Source organism: Streptomyces sp. NPDC057697 (assembly GCF_042799335.1).
GTDB lineage: Bacteria > Actinomycetota > Actinomycetes > Streptomycetales > Streptomycetaceae > Streptomyces.
Genome location: NZ_JBHVJA010000003.1, coordinates 654,143 through 679,532 on the forward strand (window position 1 = coordinate 654,143; position 25,390 = coordinate 679,532).

General features: G+C 70.5%; 15 protein-coding genes and 1 tRNA gene. 14 read left to right on the top strand and 2 right to left on the bottom strand.

What is annotated here, in order from left to right; translation table 11 throughout:
- Window positions 1-27: 27 nt before the first annotated feature.
- Window positions 28-2,646, bottom strand: a complete 2,619-nt coding sequence (locus ACFVFH_RS12770; RefSeq protein ID WP_383766479.1) for a DEAD/DEAH box helicase — start codon at window positions 2,644-2,646, stop codon at window positions 28-30.
- Between the two features lie 78 nt (window positions 2,647-2,724).
- Here ACFVFH_RS12770 and ACFVFH_RS12775 point away from each other — a divergent pair, with 78 nt between their 5' ends.
- The 12 genes from ACFVFH_RS12775 to ACFVFH_RS12830 all read left to right on the top strand — a co-directional run bounded on the left by ACFVFH_RS12775 (window position 2,725) and on the right by ACFVFH_RS12830 (window position 22,651).
- Window positions 2,725-3,078, top strand: a complete 354-nt coding sequence (locus ACFVFH_RS12775; protein ID WP_003967428.1) for an STAS domain-containing protein — start codon at window positions 2,725-2,727, stop codon at window positions 3,076-3,078.
- Between the two features lie 731 nt (window positions 3,079-3,809).
- Window positions 3,810-4,292, top strand: coding sequence for an ATP-binding protein (locus tag ACFVFH_RS12780; protein ID WP_383766481.1), 483 nt, complete (start codon window positions 3,810-3,812; stop codon window positions 4,290-4,292).
- Between the two features lie 649 nt (window positions 4,293-4,941).
- On the top strand, window positions 4,942-7,404 hold the full coding sequence (locus tag ACFVFH_RS12785) for a sodium-translocating pyrophosphatase (protein WP_383766484.1): 2,463 nt from the start codon (window positions 4,942-4,944) through the stop codon (window positions 7,402-7,404).
- A gap of 517 nt (window positions 7,405-7,921) precedes the next feature.
- On the top strand, window positions 7,922-8,524 hold the full coding sequence (locus ACFVFH_RS12790; protein ID WP_383766487.1) for a small secreted protein: 603 nt from the start codon (window positions 7,922-7,924) through the stop codon (window positions 8,522-8,524).
- 179 nt (window positions 8,525-8,703) lie between these two features.
- The gene (locus ACFVFH_RS12795) at window positions 8,704-10,218 is read left to right on the top strand and encodes a methyltransferase (RefSeq protein WP_383766490.1); all 1,515 of its coding nucleotides are present in this window, start codon (window positions 8,704-8,706) and stop codon (window positions 10,216-10,218) included.
- 1,145 nt (window positions 10,219-11,363) lie between these two features.
- Window positions 11,364-11,561 (top strand): hypothetical protein, encoded by a 198-nt coding sequence (locus tag ACFVFH_RS12800; protein ID WP_383766493.1) that lies wholly within the window; start codon window positions 11,364-11,366, stop codon window positions 11,559-11,561.
- Window positions 11,562-11,950: 389 nt separating this feature from the next.
- Entirely contained in the window at window positions 11,951-14,821 is a 2,871-nt protein-coding gene (gene topA, locus ACFVFH_RS12805; protein WP_383766496.1) for a type I DNA topoisomerase, read from the top strand.
- 171 nt (window positions 14,822-14,992) lie between these two features.
- On the top strand, window positions 14,993-18,094 hold the full coding sequence (gene tmk / locus ACFVFH_RS12810; protein ID WP_383766499.1) for a dTMP kinase: 3,102 nt from the start codon (window positions 14,993-14,995) through the stop codon (window positions 18,092-18,094).
- 492 nt (window positions 18,095-18,586) lie between these two features.
- Window positions 18,587-19,792 (top strand): DNA polymerase III subunit delta', encoded by a 1,206-nt coding sequence (locus ACFVFH_RS12815; RefSeq protein ID WP_383766502.1) that lies wholly within the window; start codon window positions 18,587-18,589, stop codon window positions 19,790-19,792.
- Between the two features lie 551 nt (window positions 19,793-20,343).
- Window positions 20,344-21,897 (top strand): alpha/beta hydrolase, encoded by a 1,554-nt coding sequence (locus tag ACFVFH_RS12820; RefSeq protein WP_383766505.1) that lies wholly within the window; start codon window positions 20,344-20,346, stop codon window positions 21,895-21,897.
- A gap of 130 nt (window positions 21,898-22,027) precedes the next feature.
- A tRNA-Thr gene (locus tag ACFVFH_RS12825) sits at window positions 22,028-22,101 on the top strand.
- Window positions 22,102-22,249: 148 nt separating this feature from the next.
- A complete protein-coding gene (locus tag ACFVFH_RS12830) occupies window positions 22,250-22,651 on the top strand; it encodes a hypothetical protein (protein WP_383766508.1) in 402 nt (133 codons plus the stop codon).
- Here ACFVFH_RS12830 and ACFVFH_RS12835 read toward each other — a convergent pair.
- Entirely contained in the window at window positions 22,641-23,630 is a 990-nt protein-coding gene (locus ACFVFH_RS12835; RefSeq protein ID WP_383766511.1) for a LuxR C-terminal-related transcriptional regulator, read from the bottom strand. The genes ACFVFH_RS12830 and ACFVFH_RS12835 overlap by 11 nt on opposite strands.
- Before the next feature lie 138 nt (window positions 23,631-23,768).
- On the opposite strand from ACFVFH_RS12835, the gene ACFVFH_RS12840 reads away from it, so the two are divergent.
- Window positions 23,769-24,110 (top strand): hypothetical protein, encoded by a 342-nt coding sequence (locus tag ACFVFH_RS12840; protein ID WP_383766514.1) that lies wholly within the window; start codon window positions 23,769-23,771, stop codon window positions 24,108-24,110.
- A gap of 391 nt (window positions 24,111-24,501) precedes the next feature.
- Window positions 24,502-25,347 (top strand): thioesterase domain-containing protein, encoded by an 846-nt coding sequence (locus tag ACFVFH_RS12845; protein WP_383766517.1) that lies wholly within the window; start codon window positions 24,502-24,504, stop codon window positions 25,345-25,347.
- The last annotated feature ends 43 nt before the right edge of the window (window positions 25,348-25,390 follow it).

A 25,390-nucleotide genomic window follows, 5' to 3' on the forward strand; every position in this document is an offset into this window, starting at 1 on the left:
TGGGTTTCGGCCCGTACGAACCGGAGGTCAGGTCGAGGGCCGGTCCTCCGGCGGCTGCTCCGGGGCCTCCCGGACCGCTTCCGTCCCAGGCCGCACCACCGCTTCTGTCTCCACCCGCACGTCCGCTTCCGTCTCCGCCCGCACCTCCGGTTCCTGCGGTTCCGGCCCCGCCGGCGTCTTCTTCGGCTCCCCCGGGTCCGCAGGCGCGGACCGCAGGAGTTCGGTGAGGAGGCACACGGCACCGCGCTTGTGCAGGGGTTCGTTGCCGTTGCCGCACTTGGGGGACTGGACGCAGGACGGGCACCCCGCCTCGCACTCGCAGGACGCGATCGCCTGACGGGTCGCGGCCAGCCAGGCACGGGCGGTGTGGAAGGCCCGCTCGGCGAATCCGGCGCCGCCCGGGTGGCCGTCGTACACGAAGACCGTGGGCAGCAGGGTGTCCGGGTGCAGGGGCACGGAGACGCCGCCGATGTCCCAGCGGTCGCAGGTGGCGAAGAGCGGCAGCATCCCGATCGACGCGTGCTCCGCGGCGTGCAGGGCACCGGCCAGGATCTCCGGATTGACGCGGGCGGCGTCGAGCTGGTCCTCGGTGACCGTCCACCAGACGGCACGGGTGCGCAGAGTGCGGGGCGGCAGATCCAGCTTGGTCTCGCCGAGGACCTCGCCGGTGATCAGCCTGCGCCGCAGGAAGGAGACGACCTGGCTGGTGACCTCCACCGAGCCGTAACAGAGCCGCCCGTCACCCCACGGGATCTCGGTGTCGGTCTCCAGGACGGCGATGGAGGTGGTGTCGCGCGCAGTGGTCGAGTACGGCGGGACGGCCTCCTCGACCAGGGCCACCGAATCCTTCAGATCCAGTTTCCGGACCAGGTAGGTGCGGCCCTGATGGAGGTGGACGGCGCCCTCGTGGACGGCGGTGTGCGCGGCCGATTCGTCGACGGTGCCCAGCAGCCTGCCAGTGCCCTCCTCGACGATCTGGACGGGGCGGCCGCCTTCGCCACGGATGTCGGTGAGGTCGGCGGCGCGCTCGCGGCGGGTCCAGTGCCAGCCCGACGCCCGTCTGCGCAGCAGCTTCGCGGCTTCCAGCTGCGGCAGCAGTTCCGACGCGGCCGGGCCGAAGAGCTCCAGGTCCGGCTCGGCGAGCGGGAGCTCCGCGGCGGCTGCACACAGATGGGGGGCGAGGACGTACGGATTGTCCGGGTCGAGGACGGTCGACTCCACGGGCTGCTGGAAGAGCGCCTCGGGATGGTGGACGAGAAAGGTGTCCAGCGGGTCGTCGCGGGCCACCAGGACGGCCAGGGCACCCTGACCGGAGCGCCCGGCGCGCCCCGCCTGCTGCCACAGGGAGGCCCTGGTGCCCGGGTAGCCGGCTATGACGACGGCATCCAGCCCGGAGACGTCGATGCCGAGTTCGAGGGCGGTGGTGGCGGCCAGCCCGAGCAGCTGCCCGGAGTGCAGGGCGCGTTCCAGGGCGCGGCGCTCCTCGGGGAGGTAGCCCCCGCGGTAGGCGGCGACCCGGGCGGGCAGGGAGCGGTCCACCTCGGCGAGGCGTTCCTTCGCGATGACGGAGATCAGCTCGGCGCCACGCCGGGAGCGTACGAAGGCGACCGAGCGGACGCCCTGGACGGTGAGATCGGTGAGGAGGTCGGCGGTCTCGGCGGTGGCGGTGCGCCGGACCGGGGCACCCTTCTCGCCGTGCAAATCGGTCAGGGGCGGCTCCCACAGCGCGAAGACCAGCTCGCCGCGGGGCGAGGAGTCGTCGGCGACCTCCCTGACCGGGAGACCGGTGAGGCGACCGGCCGCGACGGAGGGTTCCGCCGCGGTGGCGGAGGCGAGGAGGAAGACCGGATCGGCACCGTAACGGGCGCAGAGGCGGCGCAGCCGACGCACCACCTGGGCGACGTGGGAGCCGAAGACACCGCGGTAGGTGTGGCACTCGTCGATGACGACGAAGCGCAGGGCGCGCAGGAAGGAGGACCAGCGGGGGTGGGACGGGAGGATCCCGCGGTGCAGCATGTCGGGGTTGGTCAGGACGTAGTTGGCGTACTGGCGCACCCACTCGCGTTCCTCGACCGGTGTGTCGCCGTCGTAGACCGCGGGCCTGACGGCGTTGCCGAGCGGTGCCGCGAGCTGCTTCACGGCACGTCTCTGGTCGGCGGCCAGGGCCTTGGTGGGGGCCAGGTACAGTGCGGTGGCGCCGCGGCCGTTCGGGGCCTCGGAGCCGTCGAGCAGCGCGCTGAGGACCGGGGCGAGATAGGCGAGCGACTTGCCGGACGCCGTGCCGGTGGCGATGACCACGGATTCGCCGTCCAGGGCGTGCTCGGCAGCGGCCGACTGGTGTGCCCACGGGTGTTCGATTCCGGCCCGCTGGATCGCGGAAATGACTTCTGGCCGGATGCGATCGGGCCAGATGGCATGGGTTCCCGCACGCGGGGGCAAGTGCTCCGTATGAGTGATGCGCGCGGACCGGCCCGCCACTGCGGCGAGCCGGTCGAGGACCAGGGCGGGAGAGTGGCTGGTGTCGCTGTTCCCGGGTGGTCGACTGGGGCGGTGATTCTTGGCCATCGGCACCGAGTGTGTCACTGGCGTGACGGACAATGGTCCCAAGGCGTCGTGCATGGCTGCTGGTAAGTGATTGAATGCCATCGCGGCTGGCGATCCGTTCCCTGGCTCCGCCGGGGAGACCGAGGGGCGACCGCTCGATAGCAAGGTGCTGGAGGATCCGTGGACCTGTCCTTGTCGACTCGCAATGTGTCCGGCCCTGGTGGCGACCGTACGGTCGTCGAGGTCGGTGGCGAGATTGATGTGTATACCGCGCCCAAGCTGCGCGAGCAGTTGGTCGAGTTGGTGAATGACGGCAGCTACCACCTGGTTGTCGACATGGAAGGCGTCGACTTCCTCGACTCCACCGGCCTCGGCGTGCTCGTGGGCGGCCTGAAGCGTGTCCGGGCCCATGAGGGCTCGCTGCGCCTGGTCTGCAACCAGGAGCGCATTCTCAAGATCTTCCGGATCACCGGTCTGACCAAGGTGTTCCCGATTCACACCACGGTCGACGAGGCTGTGGCGGCCACCGACTGACGTTCGGCCCGGGGCCGGGCCGGTCGAAGGCCGGTTCGGCGCTTGACCGGCGCGCCAGCCGCCCGCCAGGCGGCAGGTGCGACGTGGGCGTGCCTGTCGGCCGATGGCCGCAGGCAGGCCGGCTGGCCGACTGGTCTGCGTGACATCGACCGGTCGGGCGATCGGAGGCCGGGGAGTCGGATGACCGGCACCTCCACCGCCGGTCGGCCGGAGCCGGGAGGCGTTCGGCGGGATGTCGGCCAACCGTTCCGACCAACCGGTTCGACCGGTCGGCAAGCCGTTCGGCAGATGGTCGGAGGATCACCGTCCGGCCGGGTCCGGCGGACGTCGTTTGTCCGGTGGTGGTCAGGGCGGTCGGCGGCCGGCAGTCGGGCCGTCCGGCGGATCATCCGTCGGCAGACCGACAGCCGTATGCCGGCCGTACGTCCGGTTGGCCGTATGGCCGTACGCCGGTTCAGGTCGGCTGTACGGGCGGTCGGTGGCGGGACCGGCGAGCCGAGGGTCGGATCCGATGGGACCTTCTGGATCGTTGGTTCCGGAACAAGACCCGCGCAAGACTCGTCGAAGGCCCGCAGAAGACTTGAAGAAGAGCCGAAGAAGAGCCGAAGAAGTCCGGAACAGGAACCAGCGGTTCCGGGCGGAAGAGGTGTCGGCTCCTGAAGAAGAGCAGGGACGACGGGCAGTGTGCCCGGCTCCCTGGGATGCACGCCCGTACGTCTGAGGGGGATCGAATGACCACCGTTGAACTCCGCTTCAGCGCCCAGCCCGAGCACGTCAGGACGGCCCGCCTCGTGGCAGCCGCCGTGGCGCGCCGGGCAGGGGTCGACGAAGCCGTGCTCGACGAGGTCAGACTCGCTGTCGGTGAGGCCTGTAGCCGGGCGGTCGGCCTGCACCGCAGTCATGGCATCACCGCGCCCGTCTCCGTCGTCCTGATCGAGGAAGAGAAGTCCTTCTCCGCCGAGGTCGGCGACGAGGTGCCCGGACCGGGGGACGACCCCGATCTCGGCGGGCCCGTCGGCGCCTCCGCGACACGCGGCGCCACGCCCGGCGGGGGGCTCGACGAGCCGGATCATGAGAGTGACGCCGATGGCGAGGACGAGATGGGTCTCGCGGTCATCAGCGGCCTCGTCGATGATGTGGAAGTCCGATCGGGAGCCAACGGCGGAGTGATCCGCATGAGCTGGCCGAAGACGCCCGTGACCGTGCTGCCGTAGCTCTACGCCTCTTCTCGGCAGCTCTACGCCTTTCCTTGGCCCGGCGCTCGTCTGGCGCCTGCTCGCTCGGCCCGCTGCTTGTCTGGCGCCTGCTCGCTTGGCCCGGCGCCCGCCCGCCGCATGTTCGCTCGGCCCGCTGCGTGCTTGGCGTCTGCCTGCTTGGCCCGCTGCTCGTCTGGCCCCTGCCCGCTTGCCCCTGCTCGTCTGGCGCTTGCTCGCTCGGTCCGGCGCTCGCCTGGCGCCTGCTCGCTGTGCCCCTTGCTCCGACTGCTTCCCCGCCCTCCCGCTTCCTTCTCGGCCGCTGAGGAGCCACGGGGGCGGTTGGGGGCGGCGCGCCGGGGCTGTGCCACCGTGCCGGTCTGCCGCGGTCCGCCTGCGGTCCGCCTGCGGTCCGCCTGCGGTCCATTTTGCGACCTGTCTTCGAGGCCCTGCTGAGCAGGGCCTTTTTCGTATATCCCTGATCGTTTATGCGTGATCAATGATCTGCAGAAAATGTGCCTGCCCCATTACTGCATTTGGGCGGATCGAGAGCCCGATCATTTACCGATCGACGGGTGAAGGTCAATTACATTTACCGCGCACTGTTTTGATCGGCTCCCGCTCCCTACAATCCGTCCACGTCTTGAGCGCTGAGCGTCAAGGAGGACGTATGGCGGAGTTCTTCAACATCCCACTGGCAGGACCGGCACAAGAATCCGCATTTTCCGCGCCTTCGGGTCGATCCACTTCTCTGGCGGCCGCGGTCCTCACCGATGACAATCGCGTCATCGTGATCGTCGTCGCGGTCGTCGCCGTCGCCGCACTGGTCGTGGCCAGGCTACTGGTCCGCCAGGTGCTGGCGGCCGGCGAGGGTACCGAGCGCATGAAGGAGATCGCGGCGGCCGTCCAGGAAGGCGCGAATGCCTATCTGGCCCGGCAGCTGCGCACGGTCGGCATCTTTGCCGTCGTGGTCTTCTTCCTGCTTCTGCTGCTGCCGGCCGACAACTGGTCGCAGCGCGCGGGCCGTTCGTTGTTCTTCCTGGTGGGTGCGCTTTTCTCGGCGGCCACCGGATACATCGGGATGCGGCTCGCCGTACGCAGCAATGTCCGTGTGGCTGCTGCTGCGCGTGAGGCCACTCCTGCGGAAGGCGAGCCGGAAAAAGATCTCACCGCCGTTTCGCACAAGGCGATGAAGATCGCTTTTCGTACGGGTGGTGTGGTCGGCATGATCACCGTGGGCCTCGGCCTGCTCGGTGCGTCCTGTGTCGTGCTCGTCTATGCCGCCGATGCCCCGAAGGTGCTGGAGGGCTTCGGTCTCGGTGCCGCGCTGATCGCCATGTTCATGAGGGTCGGTGGCGGCATCTTCACCAAGGCGGCGGACGTCGGCGCCGACCTCGTCGGCAAGGTCGAGCAGGGCATCCCGGAGGACGATCCGCGCAACGCGGCCACCATCGCCGACAACGTGGGCGACAACGTGGGCGACTGCGCCGGAATGGCGGCCGATCTCTTCGAGTCGTACGCCGTGACGCTCGTCGCCGCGCTCATCCTCGGCAAGGCCGCCTTCGGCGACTCCGGGCTGGCGTTCCCGCTCATCGTTCCGGCGATCGGCGTGATCACCGCGATGATCGGGATCTTCGCGGTCGCCCCCCGGCGCGCCGACCGCAGCGGAATGACCGCCATCAACCGCGGGTTCTTCGTCTCCGCGGTGATCTCGCTGGCGTTGGTGGCCGTGGCCGTCTTCGTCTACCTGCCGTCCTCGTACGCGGATCTGGGGGGCGTCACGGACAGCGCCATCACCTCGCACGGCGGCGATCCGCGGATCTTCGCCCTGGTGGCGGTGGCCATCGGTATCGTGCTGGCCGCGCTGATCCAGCAGTTGACCGGCTACTTCACCGAGACCGGTCGACGTCCCGTCAAGGACATCGGCAAGTCCTCGCTGACCGGTCCGGCCACCGTCGTACTCGCCGGCATCTCGATCGGTCTGGAGTCCGCCGTCTACACGGCGCTGCTGATCGGCCTGGGCGTCTACGGGGCGTTCCTGCTCGGCGGTACGTCGATCATGCTGGCGCTCTTCGCGGTGGCACTCGCGGGGACCGGGCTGCTCACCACCGTCGGTGTCATCGTCGCCATGGACACCTTCGGCCCGGTCTCCGACAACGCGCAGGGCATCGCCGAGATGTCCGGCGACGTCACGGGCGCCGGCGCGCAGGTCCTCACCGACCTGGACGCCGTCGGCAACACCACCAAGGCCATCACCAAGGGCATCGCCATCGCCACTGCGGTGCTGGCGGCGTCGGCGCTCTTCGGCTCGTACCGCGACGCGATCGCCACGGCGGTCGACGACGTGGGGACCAAGGCCGGTGGGATGACGCTCAGCCTGGACATCTCGCAGCCCAACAACCTGGTGGGCCTGATCCTCGGCGCCGCGGTCGTCTTCCTCTTCGCGGGCCTTGCGATCAACGCGGTGTCGCGGTCGGCCGGGGCCGTGGTCTACGAGGTGCGACGGCAGTTCCGCGAGCACCCCGGGATCATGGACCACAGCGAGAAGCCGGAGTACGGGCGCGTCGTCGACATCTGCACCAAGGACGCCCTGCGCGAGCTCGCCACGCCCGGCCTGCTGGCCGTTCTGGCACCCATCGCCGTCGGGTTCACCCTCGGTGTCGGAGCGCTCGGTTCGTATCTCGCGGGCGCCATCGGCACCGGCACGCTGATGGCGGTCTTCCTCGCCAACTCCGGTGGCGCGTGGGACAACGCCAAGAAACTCGTCGAGGACGGGCATTACGGCGGGAAGGGCAGCGAGGCCCATGCCGCGACCGTCATCGGCGACACGGTCGGTGACCCGTTCAAGGACACGGCGGGACCGGCGATCAACCCCCTGCTCAAGGTGATGAACCTGGTCGCCCTGCTCATCGCGCCCGCGGTGGTGCAGTTCAGCTACGGGCAGGACGCGAGCGCCGGTGTGCGGGCGGTGGTGGCGGTGCTGGCCGTCGCGGTCATCGTCGGCGCGGTCTACGTGTCCAAGCGGCGCGGGATCGCGGTGGGCGACGGGGAGGACCCCGGGGGCGGAGGGGGCAGCGGTGACGGAGGAGGACACAGGCCGTCCGAGTCGCCCGGCGAGGCGGCCGTTTCGTGAAGCCGGGGCGAGGCGAGGCGGGCGTTGGCGCGAGTGCCGGTGTCCGCGTCCGCGTCCGGACCGGTCTCGTGTCCGTGTCCGTGTCCGTCCCGTGTCCACGTCCGTGCGAGTGCCGGTGCCGGGCGCTGACGTATGACTGGTGACGTATGACCGGTGTCGGGCGCTGATGAGCGGTGCCGGTCCAAAGGCCGGGTGGGCAGCACATTCTGATGTGGCGTCCGCCCGGCCGCATCCCGGCCGCATCCCGGCCGCGCTCCGGCCGGGGCGCTGGGCCGTCGCCGGTCTGTCGCCGGTCTGCCGCTGTGCCGCCGCGGACCGCCACCGATGCGTCCGCCGATCGTGTGCTTGCTCGTGCGTGTGTTCCAAGGTGCGGAGGGCTGTGTGGGTGAGTTGTATCTCCCTCATTTCCCTTGGTGCAAATGGCTGCAAATGGTCACTCATCGGATGCCTGGCACCCGGATGGAGGTCGCTCGCCGTGTAAGTTCCGGGGCCGAGAGCCTTGGAAGGGACCGATCCGGTGAACAAGAAGCTTGCGGCCGCACTGTCCGGCGGTGCGGTACTGGTACTGACGCTGTCGGGCTGCAGCAGCGATGACAACAGCGACAAGGTGAACGACTGGGCCAAGAAGGTCTGCGACCAGGTCCAGCCCCAGCTCCAGAAGATCGCGAACGCCAACGCCGCCATCCAGCAGCAGACCGCGGACAACAGCAAGCCCGCCGACGTCCAGAAGACCGACTCGGCAGCCTTCCAGCAGATCTCGCAGGCGTACAAGGCGCTGGGTTCGGCAGTCGACTCCGCCGGTCCCCCGCCGGTCGACGGTGGCGAGACCACGCAGAAGGAAGCCGTGAAGGAGCTCAACGCGTCCTCCGCGTCGTACGCGAACCTTCAGAAGAAGGTCGACGCGCTGGAGACGAAGGACCAGGGGAAGTTCGCCGATGGGCTCAAGGGCATCGCGGACGAGCTGAACAAGATCAGCACCAGTGGTGACAAGGCGCTGAAGAAGCTCCAGTCCGGCGAGGTCGGAACCGCGATGGCGAAGCAGAAGGGCTGCCAGAAGCCGACTGCCTCGGTGCCTCCGAACGCCACCTCACCGTCCACCATGGCCAGCAAGAAGGCGTGACCGCCCCGGCCGTCGCGAAGGTGTGAGTGCCTGGCTCGTCGAGAAGGCGTGACCGGGCGGCGGCCACGGCGTCGTGATGCGCGGCCGGGCGCGTCGGCGGCAGTTCGTACGGACGGCCCGGATGCCCCGATGGGCGCCGGGCCGCTGCCGTTGTCAGAGGGAGCGGCCACAATGGGTGGGTGAGTACGACCAGTCTTCCCGCGCCCGACCGTTCGCCCCGGCTCCGCGAAGCCCTGCTTGCCGCCGCCTTCACCGCCGACGGGCTCCTCGACCTGCTCGGCGCGCCCGCCTACGCCGCGCTCGCCCGCAGTGAGACGGTCCCGGCGCTGCGCGCCACCCGGGGCGACTCCCCGCTCGACACGCTGGTGCGGCTCTTCCTGCTCCAGCACCCCGTTCCGTACGAGCAGGCGCGTGCCGCGCTCCCGCTGGCCGAGTGCGTCGAGGACGGCTGGGTGACCCACGTCGGTGACGAGGTGCGGGCCACGGTCGACGTGCGGCCGTACAGCGGCCCCGAGGGGCAGGACTGGTACATCGTCTCCGACCTGGGCTGTGCGGTCGGCGGCGCGGGCGGCATCGGCTCGCGCGAGGAGGGCGTGGTCCTGGGGGTCGGAGGGGCGTCCACCACGCTCGCCGGGATCACCGTCCGTACGCCTGTCGCCTCGGCGCTCGACGTCGGTACGGGCTCCGGTATCCAGGCGCTGCACGCCTCGCAGCACGCCACCCGGGTCACGGCCACCGACCTCAACCCCCGTGCGCTGGACTTCACCCGGCTGACGCTCGCGCTGTCCGGCGCCGCCCCGGCCGAGCTGCGCCAGGGCTCGCTGTACGAGCCGGTCGGCGCGGAGACGTACGACCTGATCGTCTCCAACCCCCCGTTCGTCATCTCGCCCGGCGCCCGCCTCACCTACCGCGACGGCGGCATGGGCGGCGACGACCTGTGCCGGACCCTGGTCCAGCAGACGGGCGACCGGCTGAACGAAGGCGGATACGCCCACTTCCTCGCCAACTGGCAGCATGTGGAGGGCGAGGAGTGGCAGAGCCGGCTGGGTTCCTGGGTTCCGCACGGCTGCGACGCCTGGATCGTGCAGCGCGAGGTCCAGGACGTGACGCAGTACGTGGAGTTGTGGCTGCGCGACAGCGGCGACCACCGTACGGACCCCGGGGAGTACGCCGCGCGCTACGACGCCTGGCTGGACGAGTTCGAGGCCCGCAAGACCAAGGGCGTCGGCTTCGGCTGGATCACCCTGCGCAAGTCCGCCGCTGCCGCCGCGGGCCGTCCGTCCGTGGTCATCGAGGAGTGGCCGCACGCGGTGGAGCAGCCGCTCGGACCGGCGGTCGAGGCGCACTTCGCCCGTCAGGACTACCTGCGCGAGCAGGATGACGCGGCGCTTCTCGCCGGGCACTTCACCCTGGCCGCCGAGGTGGTGCAGGAGCAGGTGGGCCTGCCCGGCGCGGAGGACCCGGAGCATGTGGTACTCCGTCAGAACCGGGGCATGCGGCGGGCGACGAAGGTCGATGCCGTGGGTGCCGGCTTCGCGGGCGTCTGCGACGGGAGCCTGCCCGCCGGGCGAATCCTGGACGCGATCGCCCAGTTGATGAACGAGGACCCGGTACTGCTGCGCGATCGGACGCCGCAGGCGATCCGGCTGCTGGTCGAGGAGGGCTTTCTGGAACCGGCGCCGCCGGTGGACTGATGGCGGTGGACTGATGGCGGTGTTCTGACTGCGCTGATCTGGTCTGGCAGGTCTGGCAGGTATGGCCGGGCCCTGGTGGCCGGGCCGGTCTGGGCCGGTCGCGCTGGTCTGGTCGTATCAGCTGGGCCGTGCCGGCCTGGTCGCGCGGCTCGGATCGTGGTGGCCGGACCAGGGTGGTCTGACCGCGACGGCCAGGTGTGCGCACTGGCCTGTTCCATGGTCTTCCGCACCGACCTGCCGTCCGGGCCTGTTTGCGCTGTCCTCCTGCCCGTACTGGCTTGCCGGTGCGGGCACGGGCGCTCGGGATCGTGCTGTGTTGTCCGGTCCGGTTGAGTCGTCAGGTCTGGTCGTTCGTCCGACCTGCGCGGCCGACCTGTTCGTTCGCCCCGGCTCGGGCTGGCCCGACCGGTCTGTGTCATCCGCTTCCGGTCCGACAGGCGCGGTGGGCGTGTCACCAGCCCCTTCTGCGGGCTCCGGTCCTGTTCGGGTGCGTACCGCTGTAGATAAGGAAGAGCCGTGCCATCTGCGGTTTCGGGCCCGCGCCGCCGACACGTCATGGCGCGTGCGGATTCCGGATGACGCTCCGGACGGCACAAGGGAGGGTGCGCTGGGGCGGCGCTCCGGGGCGGTGCCCGGATGGTGTTCGTGGCGGGCCTCAGGGCCGTTCGCCGGGCCGTCCTACGGTCCGGCCTCGCGCCCGTCCTACGGTCCGGCCCCCCGTCCGGGCCACACTCGGTCCGCGTCCGGATCACTCCAGCCCGTGTCCGGACCACACCCGGTCCGCGTCCCGACCACTTCCAGTCCGTGTCCGGACCACACCCGGTCCGGGTCATGACCACATTCGGTCCGCGTCCGGACCACTCCAGCCCGTGGCCGCCCCGTTCCCGCCCCGCCCCTCTCCGCACCCGCCTCGCCTCGCCTGGCCCCTCGCCCTCTCCGCACCCGCCCCGCCTCGTCCCTCGCCCTCTCCCCCCCCCCTCGCGCCCAGGGCGTGCGCCTCGCACATCTGCCGGGGGCCGCGAGCCGGAGGCGGGCGAATCCGGCCATTCACCCGGGGTTCGCGTCGGCGATGCCCTGGGGTGGCAGCGTCCCCCTTGGCCGGGCGGCACCCGCCCCGGCCGGACAGGACAGGGAGGCGTACGGGCATGGAGAGCGGACCTGCGGTCTTCGCCGGAACGGTGTTCGCGCTGTTCGGCGCCGTGCTGCTGCTGTGGACGGGAGCGCGCCTGCTGCACCGCGAGCCAGTGGCGCACGGGGTCGGCCCCGCCGCCTCCGCCGCGCTCGCCACTGTGTTCGGCGTACTCTTTCTCGTCCTCGGCGTGTGGTGCTTCACTCGAATCTGACCCGCCCCTCACCGGCTCCGACTCGCCCCTCACCGGCTCTGAGCCGCGCTTCACCGGCCCGGCCCGGCACCCTCCGGCTCCGGCGGACCCCGCGCGGCGGCGAGGAGTGGCGGGGAACACGCCCGGACCGTGGGCGGCCCGCCCCCGGCGCCCGTAGCGCCGCAACACCACCCTGAAACCCGCAGGCAGCGGCCGCGCACACGGCGTACCGGGCAGTCCGGGCGGCAGGAATGGCGGAAGTCGGGTTACCGTTCGAGTGGCCGTTGCGGGCTTTTGCCGTTTGACACGGGGGCGGGTTGTACCGTCACACTCCGCAGCGACAGCACCGTCGGCAGCGTCATCGCGCTGCCCGGATGCCCACCGAGCGTCGACCGGAGAGAAGAGCGAAGTTGTCCCCGACCAGCGAGACCGCACAGGGCGGCCGCCGACTCGTCATCGTCGAGTCGCCTGCCAAGGCGAAGACGATCAAGGGCTACCTCGGCCCCGGATACGTCGTCGAGGCGAGCGTCGGGCACATCCGCGACCTGCCGAACGGCGCCGCAGAGGTTCCGGACGAGTACACCGGCGAGGTCCGTCGGCTCGGCGTCGACGTCGAGCATGACTTCCAGCCCGTCTACGTCGTCAACGCGGACAAGAAAGCGCAGGTCAGGAAGCTCAAGCAGCTGCTGGCCGAGTCCGACGAACTCTTCCTCGCCACCGATGAGGACCGCGAGGGCGAAGCCATCGCCTGGCACCTTCAGGAAGTCCTGAAGCCCAAGGTCCCGGTCCACCGGATGGTGTTCCACGAGATCACCAAGGACGCGATCCGGGCCGCCGTCGCCAACCCGCGCGAGCTCAACCAGCGCATGGTCGACGCCCAGGAGACCCGCCGCATCCTCGACCGCCTCTACGGCTACGAGGTCTCGCCGGTCCTGTGGAAGAAGGTCATGCCGCGCCTGTCGGCCGGCCGCGTCCAGTCCGTGGCGACCCGTCTCGTCGTCGAACGGGAGCGCGAGCGCATCGCCTTCCGGTCCGCCGAGTACTGGGACCTCACCGGCACCTTCGCCACCGGCCGCTCCGGTGACGCCTCCGACCCGTCGACCCTCGCCGCCCGCCTCAGCGCGGTCGACGGCCGCCGTATCGCCCAGGGCCGCGACTTCGGCCCGGACGGTCAGCTGAAGCCCGGCTCCGCCCAGGTCCTGCACCTGGACGAGACGAACGCCCGCGCCCTGGCCGCCGCGCTCGCCGATGCCACGTTCGCCGTACGGTCCGTCGAGTCGAAGCCGTACCGCCGCTCCCCGTACGCCCCGTTCCGTACGACGACCCTCCAGCAGGAGGCGAGCCGGAAGCTGGGCTTCGGGGCCAAGGCCACCATGCAGGTCGCGCAGAAGCTGTACGAGAACGGCTTCATCACCTATATGCGTACCGACTCCACGACCCTCTCGGACACCGCCGTCTCCGCGGCCCGTGCGCAGGTCACCCAGCTCTACGGCGCCGACTACCTGCCGGACAAGCCGCGTACGTATGCCGGGAAGGTCAAGAACGCGCAGGAGGCGCACGAGGCGATCCGCCCCTCCGGCGACCGCTTCCGCACCCCCGCCGAGACCGGCCTGAGCGGCGACCAGTTCCGGCTCTACGAGCTGATCTGGAAGCGGACCGTCGCGTCCCAGATGAAGGACGCGGTCGGCAACTCCGTCACCGTCAAGATCGGTGGCCGGGCGAGCGACGGCCGGGACGCCGAGTTCTCCGCGTCCGGCAAGACGATCACCTTCCACGGCTTCATGAAGGCGTACGTCGAGGGCGCCGACGACCCGAACGCCGAGCTCGACGACCGCGAGCGGCGTCTCCCGCAGGTCGCCGAGGGCGATGCGCTGTCCGCCCAGGAGATCTCGGTCGACGGCCACGCCACCAAGCCGCCGGCCCGCTACACCGAGGCCTCGCTGGTCAAGGAGCTCGAAGAGCGCGAGATCGGCCGCCCGTCGACGTACGCGTCGATCATCGGCACGATCCTGGACCGCGGCTATGTCTTCAAGAAGGGCACGGCGCTCGTCCCGTCGTTCCTCTCCTTCGCCGTGGTCAACCTGCTGGAGAAGCACTTCGGCCGGCTCGTCGACTACGACTTCACCGCGAAGATGGAGGACGACCTCGACCGCATCGCACGCGGCGAGGCCCAGTCCGTGCCGTGGCTCAAGCGCTTCTACTTCGGCGCGGGCGACGACGACACGGCCGGCGCGGGCGCGGCCTCCGACGCGGGCAACGGCGACGGCGACCACCTCGGCGGCCTGAAGGAGCTCGTCACCGACCTCGGCGCGATCGACGCGCGGGAGATCTCCTCCTTCCCCGTGGGCAACGACATCAAGCTCCGGGTCGGCCGCTACGGCCCGTACATCGAGCGCGGTGAGAAGGACGCCGAGGGCCACCAGCGCGCGGACGTGCCGGAGGATCTGGCGCCCGACGAGCTGTCGGTCGAGTACGCGGAGGAGCTGCTGGCCAAGCCGAGCGGCGACTTCGAGCTCGGCGCGGACCCGGTCAGCGGGAACCAGATCATCGCCAAGGACGGGCGCTACGGCCCGTACGTCACCGAGGTGCTGCCCGAGGGCACTCCGAAGACCGGCAAGAACGCGGTGAAGCCCCGGACCGCCTCGCTCTTCAAGTCCATGTCCCTGGACACGGTGACACTGGCCGACGCGCTCAAGCTGATGTCGCTGCCGCGCGTCGTCGGCGAGGACGCCGAGGGCGTCGAGATCACCGCGCAGAACGGCCGCTACGGCCCGTACCTGAAGAAGGGCACGGACTCGCGCTCGCTCACCTCCGAGGACCAGCTGTTCGACATCACCCTCGAAGAGGCCCTCGCGATCTACGCCCAGCCCAAGCAGCGCGGCCGGGCCGCGGCCAAGCCGCCGCTGAAGGAACTGGGCACGGACCCGGTGAGCGGGGCTCCGGTCGTGGTCAAGGACGGCCGTTTCGGCGCGTACGTCACCGACGGTGAGACCAACGCGACCCTGCGGACCGGGGACAGCGTCGAGGAGATCACTCCGGAACGCGGCTACGAGCTGCTCGCCGAGAAGCGCGCCAAGGGCCCCGCCAAGAAGAAGGCGGCGAAGAAGGCCCCGGCCAAGAAGGCCACGGCGGCGAAGAAGACCGCCGCCAAGAAGACCACGGCGGCCAAGAAGACCACCGCGAAGAAGACGACGGCCGCCAAGAAGACCACGACGGCCAAGACCGCCGCCAAGAAGACGACCGCGGCGAAGAAGACGGCCGCCGCGTCCGTGGAGGACTGAGCGGCATACGTCCGAGGACGACATACGCCGTAGGGGGCCGGGTGATTCCGGCCCCCTACGGCGTTTTCCGCGGTGCCGGGGCAGGGGCGCGAGGTGCGCCGGAACGGCCCGTGCGGGCGTATGTTCGGACGGGGCCTCCGGGGACACCACCGCTCCGGATAGGCTGGGCGGATGACGCGAGCCGAGCAGCCAACGGTCGTGAGCCCCACCTCCGACACACTTGCCGCAGACTCACGCGAGCGCGCCGTACGAGCCCTGTTGCGTGTTCCCCCGCTGAAGCGGTTGTGGAGCGCGCAGCTCGTCGGCAGTACCGGCGATGCACTCGCCCTTCTCGTGCTGGTGCTGATGTCGCTGCAAGCGGCGGTCCTGGAGGGCTCATTCGGAGCCGGGTACCGAGGGGCGGCCTTTGCCGTCGCCGCGGTGTTCGGTGCCCGGATCCTTGCCACCCTGCTCTTCGGAGCCGTACTCCTCGGGCCGCTGACGACGCTCACCGCGCCCGGAGGACCGCTGGACCGGCGGTGGCTGATGATCGGGACGGACGGGCTGCGGCTCGCTCTGCTGGTCGTCGCGCCGCTGTGGATCGACTGGATGCCCGACAAGGCACTCATGATGATCCTCATCACCGTCTTCGTCGTCGGCGCGGCCGAACGCCTGTGGACGGTCGCCAAGGACGGCGCCGCCCCCGCGCTGCTGCCCGGCCCGCCCCCCGAGGGCGCCGCGGTACGCCCGCTCCCCGACCACCTCGACGCACTGCGCCGGCTCTCCATCCGCACCGACTTCGCCGCGATCCCGGGCGCGGCCGTCGTCCTGCTGGTCGCCACCCTCGTCGGCAACCTGCTGGGCTCGGGCCTGGAGTGGTTCTCGATCCACCAGGCGGCCCTCGGTTCGTATGTCGCGGCCGGGCTCTTCTCGGCCTCGATCTCCACCCTGTACTTCCTGGAACTGCCCGGTACGCAGACTCCCCGCCCGCGCTCGCCGCTGGAGGGTCTGCGGCGGCCGTCGGCCGGCGGCGGGCCCGACAAGGGCCGCACCGGGGCCGTCCCGCTGATCGTCGGCGCCTCGGCCGCGGTCGCCGGGGCCGTCGCCGCAGCCGCCGCGGTCTCGGCGCTGCACGCCGCCGACCTGGGCGGCGGACCCGCCACCTTCGCACTGCTGGTGCTCGCCCTGACCGGTGGCACGGGCGTCGGCATCCGGACCGCGGAGAAGGTGCTCCCCGCCCTGTCGCGGCGCCGTCTGCTCGCGCTGGCCACCGCCGTCACCGGCATCGCACTGCTCGCCATGGGCCTCGTGCCGGACACGGCGACCGTGCTGATGATCGCGGTGCTCGCCGGATACGCCGCCGGCGTCGCCGCCCACACCGGTCATGTCCTGGTCGACCAGGAGACCGAGGAGTACCGCAGGGCCCGTACCACCGAGCACCTCCAGGCCGTCGTTCGGGTCCTCATCGCGGTCGGCGCGCTCGCGGGCCCGCTGCTGGCCGCCGCGATCGGCGCCCACCGGCTGGTCTCGGGCGACTTCGTCTTCGAGCACGGCGGGGCCGCCTTCGCTCTGATGCTGATCGGCGCCCTGCTGCTGCCGGTCGCCGTGATCGTCCTCGCCAAGACGGACGACCGCTCCGGGGTTCCGCTGCGCCGCGATCTGCGGGAGGCGCTGCGCGGCGGCGACCCGGCGGTCGCCCCCGCTGCGACCGGGTTCTTCATCGCCCTGGAGGGCGGCGACGGAGCGGGCAAGTCCACCCAGGTCGAGGCGCTCGCCGAATGGATCCGCGCCAAGGGCCACGAGGTCGTCGTCACCCGCGAGCCGGGCGCGACGCCGGTCGGCAAGCGGCTGCGCTCGATCCTGCTGGACGTCTCCTCGGCCGGCCTGTCCAACCGGGCCGAGGCGCTGCTGTACGCCGCCGACCGCGCCGAGCACGTCGACTCGGTCGTCCGCCCGGCGCTGGAGCGCGGCGCGATCGTCATCTCCGACCGCTACATCGACTCGTCCGTCGCCTATCAGGGCGCGGGCCGGGACCTCTCCCCGACCGAGATCGCCCGGATCTCGCGCTGGGCGACGAGCGGTCTCGTGCCGCATCTGACGGTGCTGCTGGACGTCGACCCGGAGACCGCGAGGGAACGGTTCACCGAGGCCCCCGACCGGCTGGAGTCCGAGCCGCCGGAGTTCCACACCCGGGTACGGACCGGCTTCCTGACGCTGGCCGCCGCGGACCCGACCCGCTATCTGATCGTGGACGCGGGCCAGGACCCCGAGGCGATCACCACGGTCGTACGTCACCGGCTCGACCGGCTCCTTCCGCTCTCCGAGGCCGAGATCAAGGCCCAGGAGGAGGCGCGCAGGGCCGCCGAGGAGGAGGCCAGGCGCAAGGCGGAGGAAGAGGCGGCCCGCAAGGCCGAGGAGGAGCGGCTGGAGCGCGAGCGACAGGAACAGCTCGCCAAGCTCCGCGCCGAGGAGGAGGAGCGCAAGGCCCGCGAGCTGGAGGAGGCCCGCCGCCGCGAGGCCGAACGGCAGGCGGAGGAGGCCCGGCAGCGGGCCGAGGAAGCCCGCCGGGTGGCTGAGGAGGAGCGGGCCAGGCGCGAGGCCGAGGAAGCGGCCCGCGAGGCCGAGCAGGCCAGGCTGCGCAGGCAGGCAGAGGAGGAGGCGCGGCTCCGCAAGGAGGCCGAGGCCCTGCGGCTGGAGAAGCAGCGCAAGGCCGAGGAGGCGCTGTTGCGGTCCGAGGAGGCCCGCAGGCGCGCGGAGGCCGAGGCGGCCGCCGCGGCGGAGAAGGCCCGTGCGGAGGCCGCCGCGGCGGCCTCCGTGCCGGAGAACGAGATCACGGTGCCGACGCCGATCGTCAACCCGAACGACGTGACGCAGCAGGTGCCCGCGCCGGACGGCCCGTCCTCGTCGACCCCCTCCGACGAGGCCGAGACGACGATGATCCCCAAGTTCCAGGACCGGCCGGACCGGTCGGGTGCGGCGGACGAGACGACGGTCCTTCCTCCGGTGCGGGACGTCCGGGACGCGAATCCGGCGGACCGGGTCCCCCGGGGCATCTTCCGGGACGAGCGCCCGGCGGGCTCCGGAGCGGAGAGCGAGAACGAGCGCACCCGCGAGCTCCCGCAGATCGACGATCCGCACGCGGGTCCCGCGCGCCGTCCCCGTCCCGACTGGGCCGAGGAGACCCCGCTCGACGATCTGCCGACGCTGGCGGACGAGCTGCTGGGCGACCACCGCGACCAGCACGACGACGGGGACACGGGCCGCTCGGGCCGGGGACGCCGCCCGCGCCGCTGATCCGTGACGGCTGCCACTGACCCGTGAGGACTGCCGCTGATCCGTGAGGACTGCCGCTGATCCGTGAGGACTGCCGCTGATCCGTGACGGCCGTCGGGGCCGGGTGTCCGGGGTGTCCGGGTCGGGCCGCCCGGCGGTCGGAGGCGGGGGACGAGGGAGGTGGCGGTCGGACCGGGGGACTGCGGTCTTCCGCAGGGCCGCCCCGGTCCTCCCGGATCACGGCGGGGCTCGTTGCCGGGATTGTCAGACCCGTCCCCCACAATGGGAGCTGGTTCGGGGAAACGGTCCCGGGAGCTGGACCGGTGCGCCGGGACCGGGTGCGAGAACCGGTGGCCAGGGCCGGGAGCCGGAAGCGGGGAGCCAGGAGCGGGGAGCCGGAACGACAAGCGGTACGACAGTGCCGCGGACCATGACAACCAGTGGCATCAGAGCCGCGCCGCGGCACCGTACGACGGCCGCGCGGCGCGCACTCCACCGGAAGGGCGGTGACGCATGACCGTATGGGACGACCTGGTCGGCCAGGACCGGGTGCAGGAGCAGCTTGGCGCGGCCGCCCGGGACGCCGACGCGCTGGTCACCGCCCACTCCGCGGGCGAGCCGGTCCCGTCGGGGTCGAAGATGACCCACGCCTGGCTGTTCACGGGGCCGCCGGGCTCCGGCCGTTCCACCGCCGCCCGTGCCTTCGCCGCCGCCCTCCAGTGCACCAGCCCGGACCGCGCCCTGGGAGGCGCGCCCGGCTGCGGCTTCTGCGACGGCTGCCACACCAGCCTCATCGGCACCCACGCCGATGTCGAGGTGGTCCGCACGGATCTGCTCTCCATCGGTGTGAAGGAGACCCGCGAGCTGGTCCGCCGCGCCCAGCTCTCTCCGGCGGTCGGCCGCTGGCAGGTCATCGTCCTGGAGGACGCCGACCGGCTCACCGAAGGCGCGGGGAACGTACTGCTGAAGGCGGTCGAGGAACCCGCGCCCCGCACGGTGTGGCTGCTCTGTGCGCCTTCCCTCGAAGACGTGCTGCCGACCATCCGCTCCCGCTGCCGCCACCTCACGCTGCGCACGCCCCCGGTGGACGCGGTCGCCGACGTCCTGATCCGGCGCGACGGCATCGATCCGGAGCGGGCCGCGTCCGCCGCGCGGGCCACTCAGGGCCACATCGGCAGGGCCCGCCGCCTCGCGACCGACGAGCGGGCCCGCTCGCGCCGTGCCGCCGTGCTCAAGCTGCCCCTGCGGGTGGAGGACATCGGGGGCTGCCTCAAGGCCGCCCAGGAGCTGATCGACACCGCCACCGACGACGCCAAACAGGTCTCCGAGGAGGTCGACGTCAAGGAGACGGAGGAGATGAAGGCCGCGCTCGGTGCCGCGGCCGGGGGACGGCTGCCGCGTGGTACCGCCGGGGTGATGAAGGAGCTGGAGGACAGGCAGAAGCGCCGCAAGACGCGTACGCAGCGCGACAGCCTCGATCTCGCGCTCACCGACCTGACCGGCTTCTACCGCGATGTGCTGGCCATCCAGCTGGGCTCCGGGATCGCCATCGCCAACGCCGACGCGCAGGACGCCCTCGACCGCATCGCCCGTTCCTCCACGCCCGAACGCACGCTTCGCCGGATAGAGGCGGTGATCGCCTGCCGCCGGGCGCTGGACCGCAACGTGGCGCCGCTGCTCGCGGTGGAGGCGATGACGATGGCACTGCGCGCGGGCTGACACGCTCCGTTCCCGGCGGCTGGCCCGTTCCGGTCCGATGCGTGGGTCTCGTCGATCCGTTCCGGTCCCCGATGCGTGGGTCTCGTGCGTGGGTCTCGTCGGCCCGTTCCGGTTCCCGCGCATGGGTCCCGTCGATCCGTTCCGGTCCGATGCGTGGGTCCCATTGGCCCGTTCCCGTTCCCGCATGTGGGTCCCGTCGGCCCGTTCCGGTCTCCGCGTCGGCCATTCCGGTCCCCGAGTCGGTCCCATTGGCCCGTTCCGGTCCCACCGCCGGTCGGCATCCCACGCCTCGCCCCCTCCGGTCGGTCGGCCCATCCCGCAGTTCGCCCCAACGGGTCGCCCCATCCAACGGCCCGTCCCAACCGGAGGACGACCCAGCCCCCACGGTCCGTTCCTCCTCCCCTTCCCCCCCGCTAGGCCGTTCCTGGTTCGTCCGTTCGTGGCCGGTTGTCCGTGCCCGACCCGTTCACGATCGCTCATTCATGATCGTTCATTCACCCGTACGGGGAGCGAATCGGGGCGAACCGTGGCATGGCGACTACGCTCCGGGGATGGACACCAGGCGCTCGCTCCACATCCTCGCCACCACGCTCGGAATCGCCGGCCTGCTCATCTCCGGCTGCACCAGCGGCAGTTCGACGAGTACGTCGTCGTCCGCGTCCTCTGCCTCCTCCGCCCTGTCCGCACCGGCCGTCCCCGCAGGGCTCAAGCCGTACTACGCGCAGCAGCTGAAGTGGCGGGACTGCGGCGTCGAGGGGTTCCAGTGCACGACGATGAAGGCGCCGCTGGACTACAAGAAGCCGGACGGCACCGAGATCGATCTGGCCGTCTCCCGCAAGAAGGCCACCGGCCCCGGCAAGCGGATCGGATCCCTCCTGGTGAACCCGGGCGGCCCCGGCGGCTCGGCCATCGAGTACCTCCAGAGCTACGCGGCGCTCGGCTACCCGGCCCAGGTCCGCGCCCGCTACGACATGGTCGCCGTCGACCCGCGCGGAGTCGCCCGCAGCGAGCCCGTCGTCTGCCTCACCGGCCCCCAGATGGACAGCTACACCGAGGTCGACCAGACCCCGGACGACGCCCACGAGGTCACCGAGCTGACCGATGCGTTCAAGAAGCTCGCCAACGGCTGCGAGAAGCACTCCGGCGAGATCCTGCCCCATGTCTCCACCGTCGAGACCGCCCGCGACATGGACGTGCTGCGCTCCCTGCTCGGTGACGAGAAGCTGAACTACGTCGGGGCGTCGTACGGCACCTTCCTGGGCGCGACGTACGCCGGGCTCTTCCCCGCCCGGGTCGGGCGGCTGGTCCTCGACGGGGCGATGGACCCGTCGCTCGATTCCCTCACCCTGAACCGCGACCAGACGGCCGGTTTCGAGACCGGCTTCCAGGCCTTCGCCGCCGACTGCGTGAAGAAGAAGGACTGCCCGCTCGGCACCACCTCGGCCACCGATGCCGCCACCCGTCTGAAGCGGCTCTTCAACGACCTCGACGCCCGGCCGATCGCCACCGGCGAGTCCCGCAGGCTCACCGAATCCCTGGGCACCACGGGCGTCATCGCCGCCATGTACGACGAGTCGGCCTGGCCCCAGCTCCGCGAGGCCCTGGCCGCGGCCCAGAAGGGCGACGGCTCCGGTCTGCTCGCCCTGTCGGACAGCTACTACGAACGCCGGCCGAACGGCACGTACGCCAACCTCATGTTCGCCAACGCCGCCGTGAACTGTCTGGACCTGCCGCCCGCCTTCACCGACGCCAAGGCCGCCGCCCGTGCCGTCCCCAGCTTCGAGAAGGCATCCCCGGTCTTCGGCAAGTCCTTCGCCTGGGCCGCCCTGAACTGCGCCGAATGGCCGGTCCCGCCCACAGGCACCCCCCACCGCATCACGGCGAAGGGAGCGGCCCCGATCGTCGTGGTAGGCACGACCCGCGACCCGGCCACCCCGTACAAGTGGGCCCGGTCCCTGGCCGGCCAGCTCTCCTCCGGCACCCTCCTCACCTACGAGGGCGACGGCCACACGGCGTACGGCCGTGGCAGCAAGTGCATCGACACGGCGATCAACACCTACCTCCTGGAGGGCACCCCGCCGACCAAGGACGAGAAGTGCTCCTGACCACCCGGCCTCCTCGCCGACCTCCCCACTGACCTGCGAAAACGGTGCGGAACAAGGCTGGTACGGAGCACCCCCGGAAACTGTGTAGACTTGGCGACGCTGCTGATCGCACCATGGTGCGACAGGGCGTGCCGCCTTAGCTCAGTTGGCCAGAGCAACGCACTCGTAATGCGTAGGTCTCGGGTTCGAATCCCGAAGGCGGCTCAGTGAAAAGGCCAGGTCACATAACCCGTGACCTGGCCTTTTGCGTACGCTCATGGCGTGCCCGCAGGACGGAGGACGCTCGGCTTCGCACAGATGGGTCGCTGCCCGTCTCGTCGGGGTCGCTGCGCAGTAGTCCGGAACGGATCCCGTGGAAGCCGTTCACCTGGTGACGCCAGAGGCGGTTTCCGAGCTCATCGTGACGGCAGCGGCGGAGGGCTGCCGCAGCGCATCCGGACCGCACGACGTGATGAGGTCGGGCCGGCTCGACGGCCGCTCGGTTCGCGCGCCCGTTGAGGGCAGGCTCCTGGAGGGACGCAGCGGTGATGATCACGGCGCTTCGAATGCGGCTGACGTGGACGGAACTGTGACTGCCTCGATTGATGGTGAAGGCATGAAGGGCAGGAAGACGAGCGAACGCCATCCACTCGACGTTGTCCTCCGATCGGATGCCCTCTTCGTCAAGGTACTGGCGACGGTTCGGCTGTCCTGCGCACCCCAAGCGCCATCTTCACCGCGTCGAAAGCGGGGCGAGCTGATCGTCATCGTGTGAGCCAGCCCCGTTGGGCCGCATGAACCCCCGCCTGGAAGCGGCTGCGTGCGTCCAGGCGGTCCATCAGCTCAGCAGCGATGCGGCGCGCGGTGCGCGGGGAGATGCCGAACCGGTGAGCGATCGCCTCGTCGGTGAGGCCGTCGCCGAGGAGTTTGAGCATCTCGGCCTGCTGGCTGGTGAGATCGTTCTCCGCTGCGGCCGGGGTGTCTCCGAGTGGGGTGGCGGTGGCCCAGGTGGACTCGAAAAGGGCACAAAGGGCTGCGATGGTTCCCTCTCCGTTGACAAGCACGGCTCCTGTGCGTGCGTCGACCGTGTGGGTGGGAAGCATGGCTAGTCGCCGGTCAAAGATGATCACGCGCACCGGAAGTGAGACGACAGTGCGCACCTGTGCGCCGTGCTTGTTCAGCCAGTTGACGTGTTCGAGGGTCGGTTTGTCGTTGCGCACGCTGTCGAGGTAGACCGTGCGGCTGACGACTCCCCGGTTCAGCAACTCGTGGTTGGGACCTCGGCTCGCCCTCAGGTCTGCGTCGCTGTGTGAGCCGCCGGGTGCGAACGTCATGATCTCGTTCTGCGTCTGGTGCGCGAGCTGCGCCAGTCGCTCCCGTATTTGCTCCGCGTCGTCGAAGTGTTCGCCGTCTGCGCTCTGTGGTCTCATGCCGGAGCACTCGGCGATGAGCTGGGCGGCGGCTGCGCGTGATGCCTCGATGCGTGACTGCTGTTCGGCCAGGTCCGCCTGTTGCCGGGCGAGGAGGATCTCCATCGCCATCTTCGGGCTGACCGGACGTAGCTGTCCCCGGGTCCCCTCCCGCTGAACAGGTTGCACGATGGCCAGCGTGCTGAGCAGGGAGAGACTGTCTCGAACCGCTTCTTCGGCGAACGACAGGCGCTGGGCCAGCTCTGCGACCCCTTCATCGGGGTAGGCCAGCATGGCGCGGTACACCTTCTCGGCCGTCGGCGAGAGACCCAGGGACTCCAACACCCTCACTCCTCCAGTCGGTTGGCGAGATCAACAGGGTACGAGGTGAGCCCGGCCGGGGTGGCCTCTTTATGCAATGTCATAAAGAGCGGTGTGCGGTCTGCTTGAAAGTGGAATTCTGTCGCCTCGAAGCTCAGCCTTATGTACCTGGTCCACGCGCATTTCAGCCATGCACATCACATTCCCCTTCCGGCCGAGGCGGCGCAGTTGATATGGGATGGATGCGCCGAACGGGGAGTCGAACACGTCGTCGTTCATTCCGCCATGGAACGCGACGACTCGCTCGTGGGCTTGTATGTGCTGGCCCGGAGCGTGGAAGAAGCGGAAGGCGTGGCGGCGCGGGCCTGTCGGCGCGCGCTCGACGAGCACGTTGAACTCGCAGGGTTCAGGCTGACCAGCTGCGGCATCCGTCTGGTGCCGGACTTCTACGACCAGCAGTTCCGGCGAGGCCCGAGTGGACGGGATATGCCAGACCCTAATTAGGACAGCCGAAGTCTCTTCACCTGCGGCCTTGGATCGACGAGATTGGTTTCCGCCTTCACCAGCGGTCCTTCAACCGGTCCGAAATGACTCACATTTCCCTTCGCTGTATAGATCATTTGAGAGGCGGAACCATGTCCTTGATCCGAGTCGCTTCCCGTGCCCTTCTCGGCACCCTTGCCATCGGCGTGACAGTGGTCTTGGCCCCGAACGCGATGGCTCTTCCGGGGGCCCCGGTCGCCGCCTCGGGCTCTCCGGTCACGGTGACCGACGTCACCTGGGGCGGCTGATCCCGGCGTCGTCCCGGTCGGTCCAGTCGGCTTGTCGTTTCGAGTCCGGCACAGGGGCACGGGGCCCGGTCACGTACCTTCGAGCAGGAGGAGAACCTCGTCAGATGGGCACGATCACGCGCACTTCCTCTACCGTCACCGACTTCGCATCGGCATGGGCCACGCGTCGGCCGGCCCGCGACGGGGACGTTCCCGCCCCGCTTGAGTTGGCCTCCGGCTCGGGGATCCCCGTATTCATCACCCCGTACACGGCGGGCAACATCGCCTTCATGCGCGACGTCGTGGACAACTTCCGTGACGGTCATCCCGTCTACGGGTTCGAAGCGATCGGGCTGCGGGACCGCACGGAGCCGCCGGGTTCGGTCCCGGAGATCGCGAAGCACTACCTGTGCGCCATCCGCCGTATCCAGCCACACGGGCCCTATCTGTTGAGCGGACTGTGCGGCGGCTCGCAGATCGCCTACGAGATCGCCACCAGGCTCGTCGAGTCCGGCGAGCAGGTCGGCCCGCTGAACCTGGTCAACGCGGCGCGCGGCGAACTGGACACCAGCCCCCGTCTCGGTCTCGCCGACCTGTACGACATGCGGCTCGCGTCACTGGCGCAGCGGTTCAAGACCACGGACCTGGACACCGACCTCGACCATGTGATGGAGCAGATGTGCGAGCTGCACTGGCTTGACGAGCCTGTGCCGGCCTCGGACTTCTATTGGCGGCAGGCGCTGTGGTCGGCGTCGTACGACGCGTTCATACGGTGCTCGCTCGGCCGGCTCGACATCCCCGTCAACGTCTTCATCACCGAGGAATCGGCGCACGACCCCGAGGTCCTGTGGGACGACATCGCTCCCCGCAGCACGGTGCGATCCATGGACGAGGTCACGAGCGCCCAGATCACGAGCCACCCCGCCTTCGTCGATGCCATGCGGGACGCCTTCGAACAGGTCGGCGCGTGAGCGGCCCGCCATACATTCCCGCGGCTTCAGGGCGCGTGGCCTC

Bases quoted from the DNA above. Each gene is read 5' to 3' on its own strand.
- ACFVFH_RS12770 (WP_383766479.1), bottom strand. From the start codon at position 2,646: ATGGCATTCAATCACTTACCAGCAGCCATGCACGACGCCTTGGGACCA.
- ACFVFH_RS12780 (WP_383766481.1), top strand. From the start codon at position 3,810: ATGACCACCGTTGAACTCCGCTTCAGCGCCCAGCCCGAGCACGTCAGG.
- ACFVFH_RS12785 (WP_383766484.1), top strand. From the start codon at position 4,942: ATGGCGGAGTTCTTCAACATCCCACTGGCAGGACCGGCACAAGAATCC.
- ACFVFH_RS12800 (WP_383766493.1), top strand. From the start codon at position 11,364: ATGGAGAGCGGACCTGCGGTCTTCGCCGGAACGGTGTTCGCGCTGTTC.
- tmk (WP_383766499.1), top strand. From the start codon at position 14,993: ATGACGCGAGCCGAGCAGCCAACGGTCGTGAGCCCCACCTCCGACACA.
- ACFVFH_RS12815 (WP_383766502.1), top strand. From the start codon at position 18,587: ATGACCGTATGGGACGACCTGGTCGGCCAGGACCGGGTGCAGGAGCAG.
- ACFVFH_RS12820 (WP_383766505.1), top strand. From the start codon at position 20,344: ATGGACACCAGGCGCTCGCTCCACATCCTCGCCACCACGCTCGGAATC.
- ACFVFH_RS12840 (WP_383766514.1), top strand. From the start codon at position 23,769: ATGTACCTGGTCCACGCGCATTTCAGCCATGCACATCACATTCCCCTT.
- ACFVFH_RS12845 (WP_383766517.1), top strand. From the start codon at position 24,502: ATGGGCACGATCACGCGCACTTCCTCTACCGTCACCGACTTCGCATCG.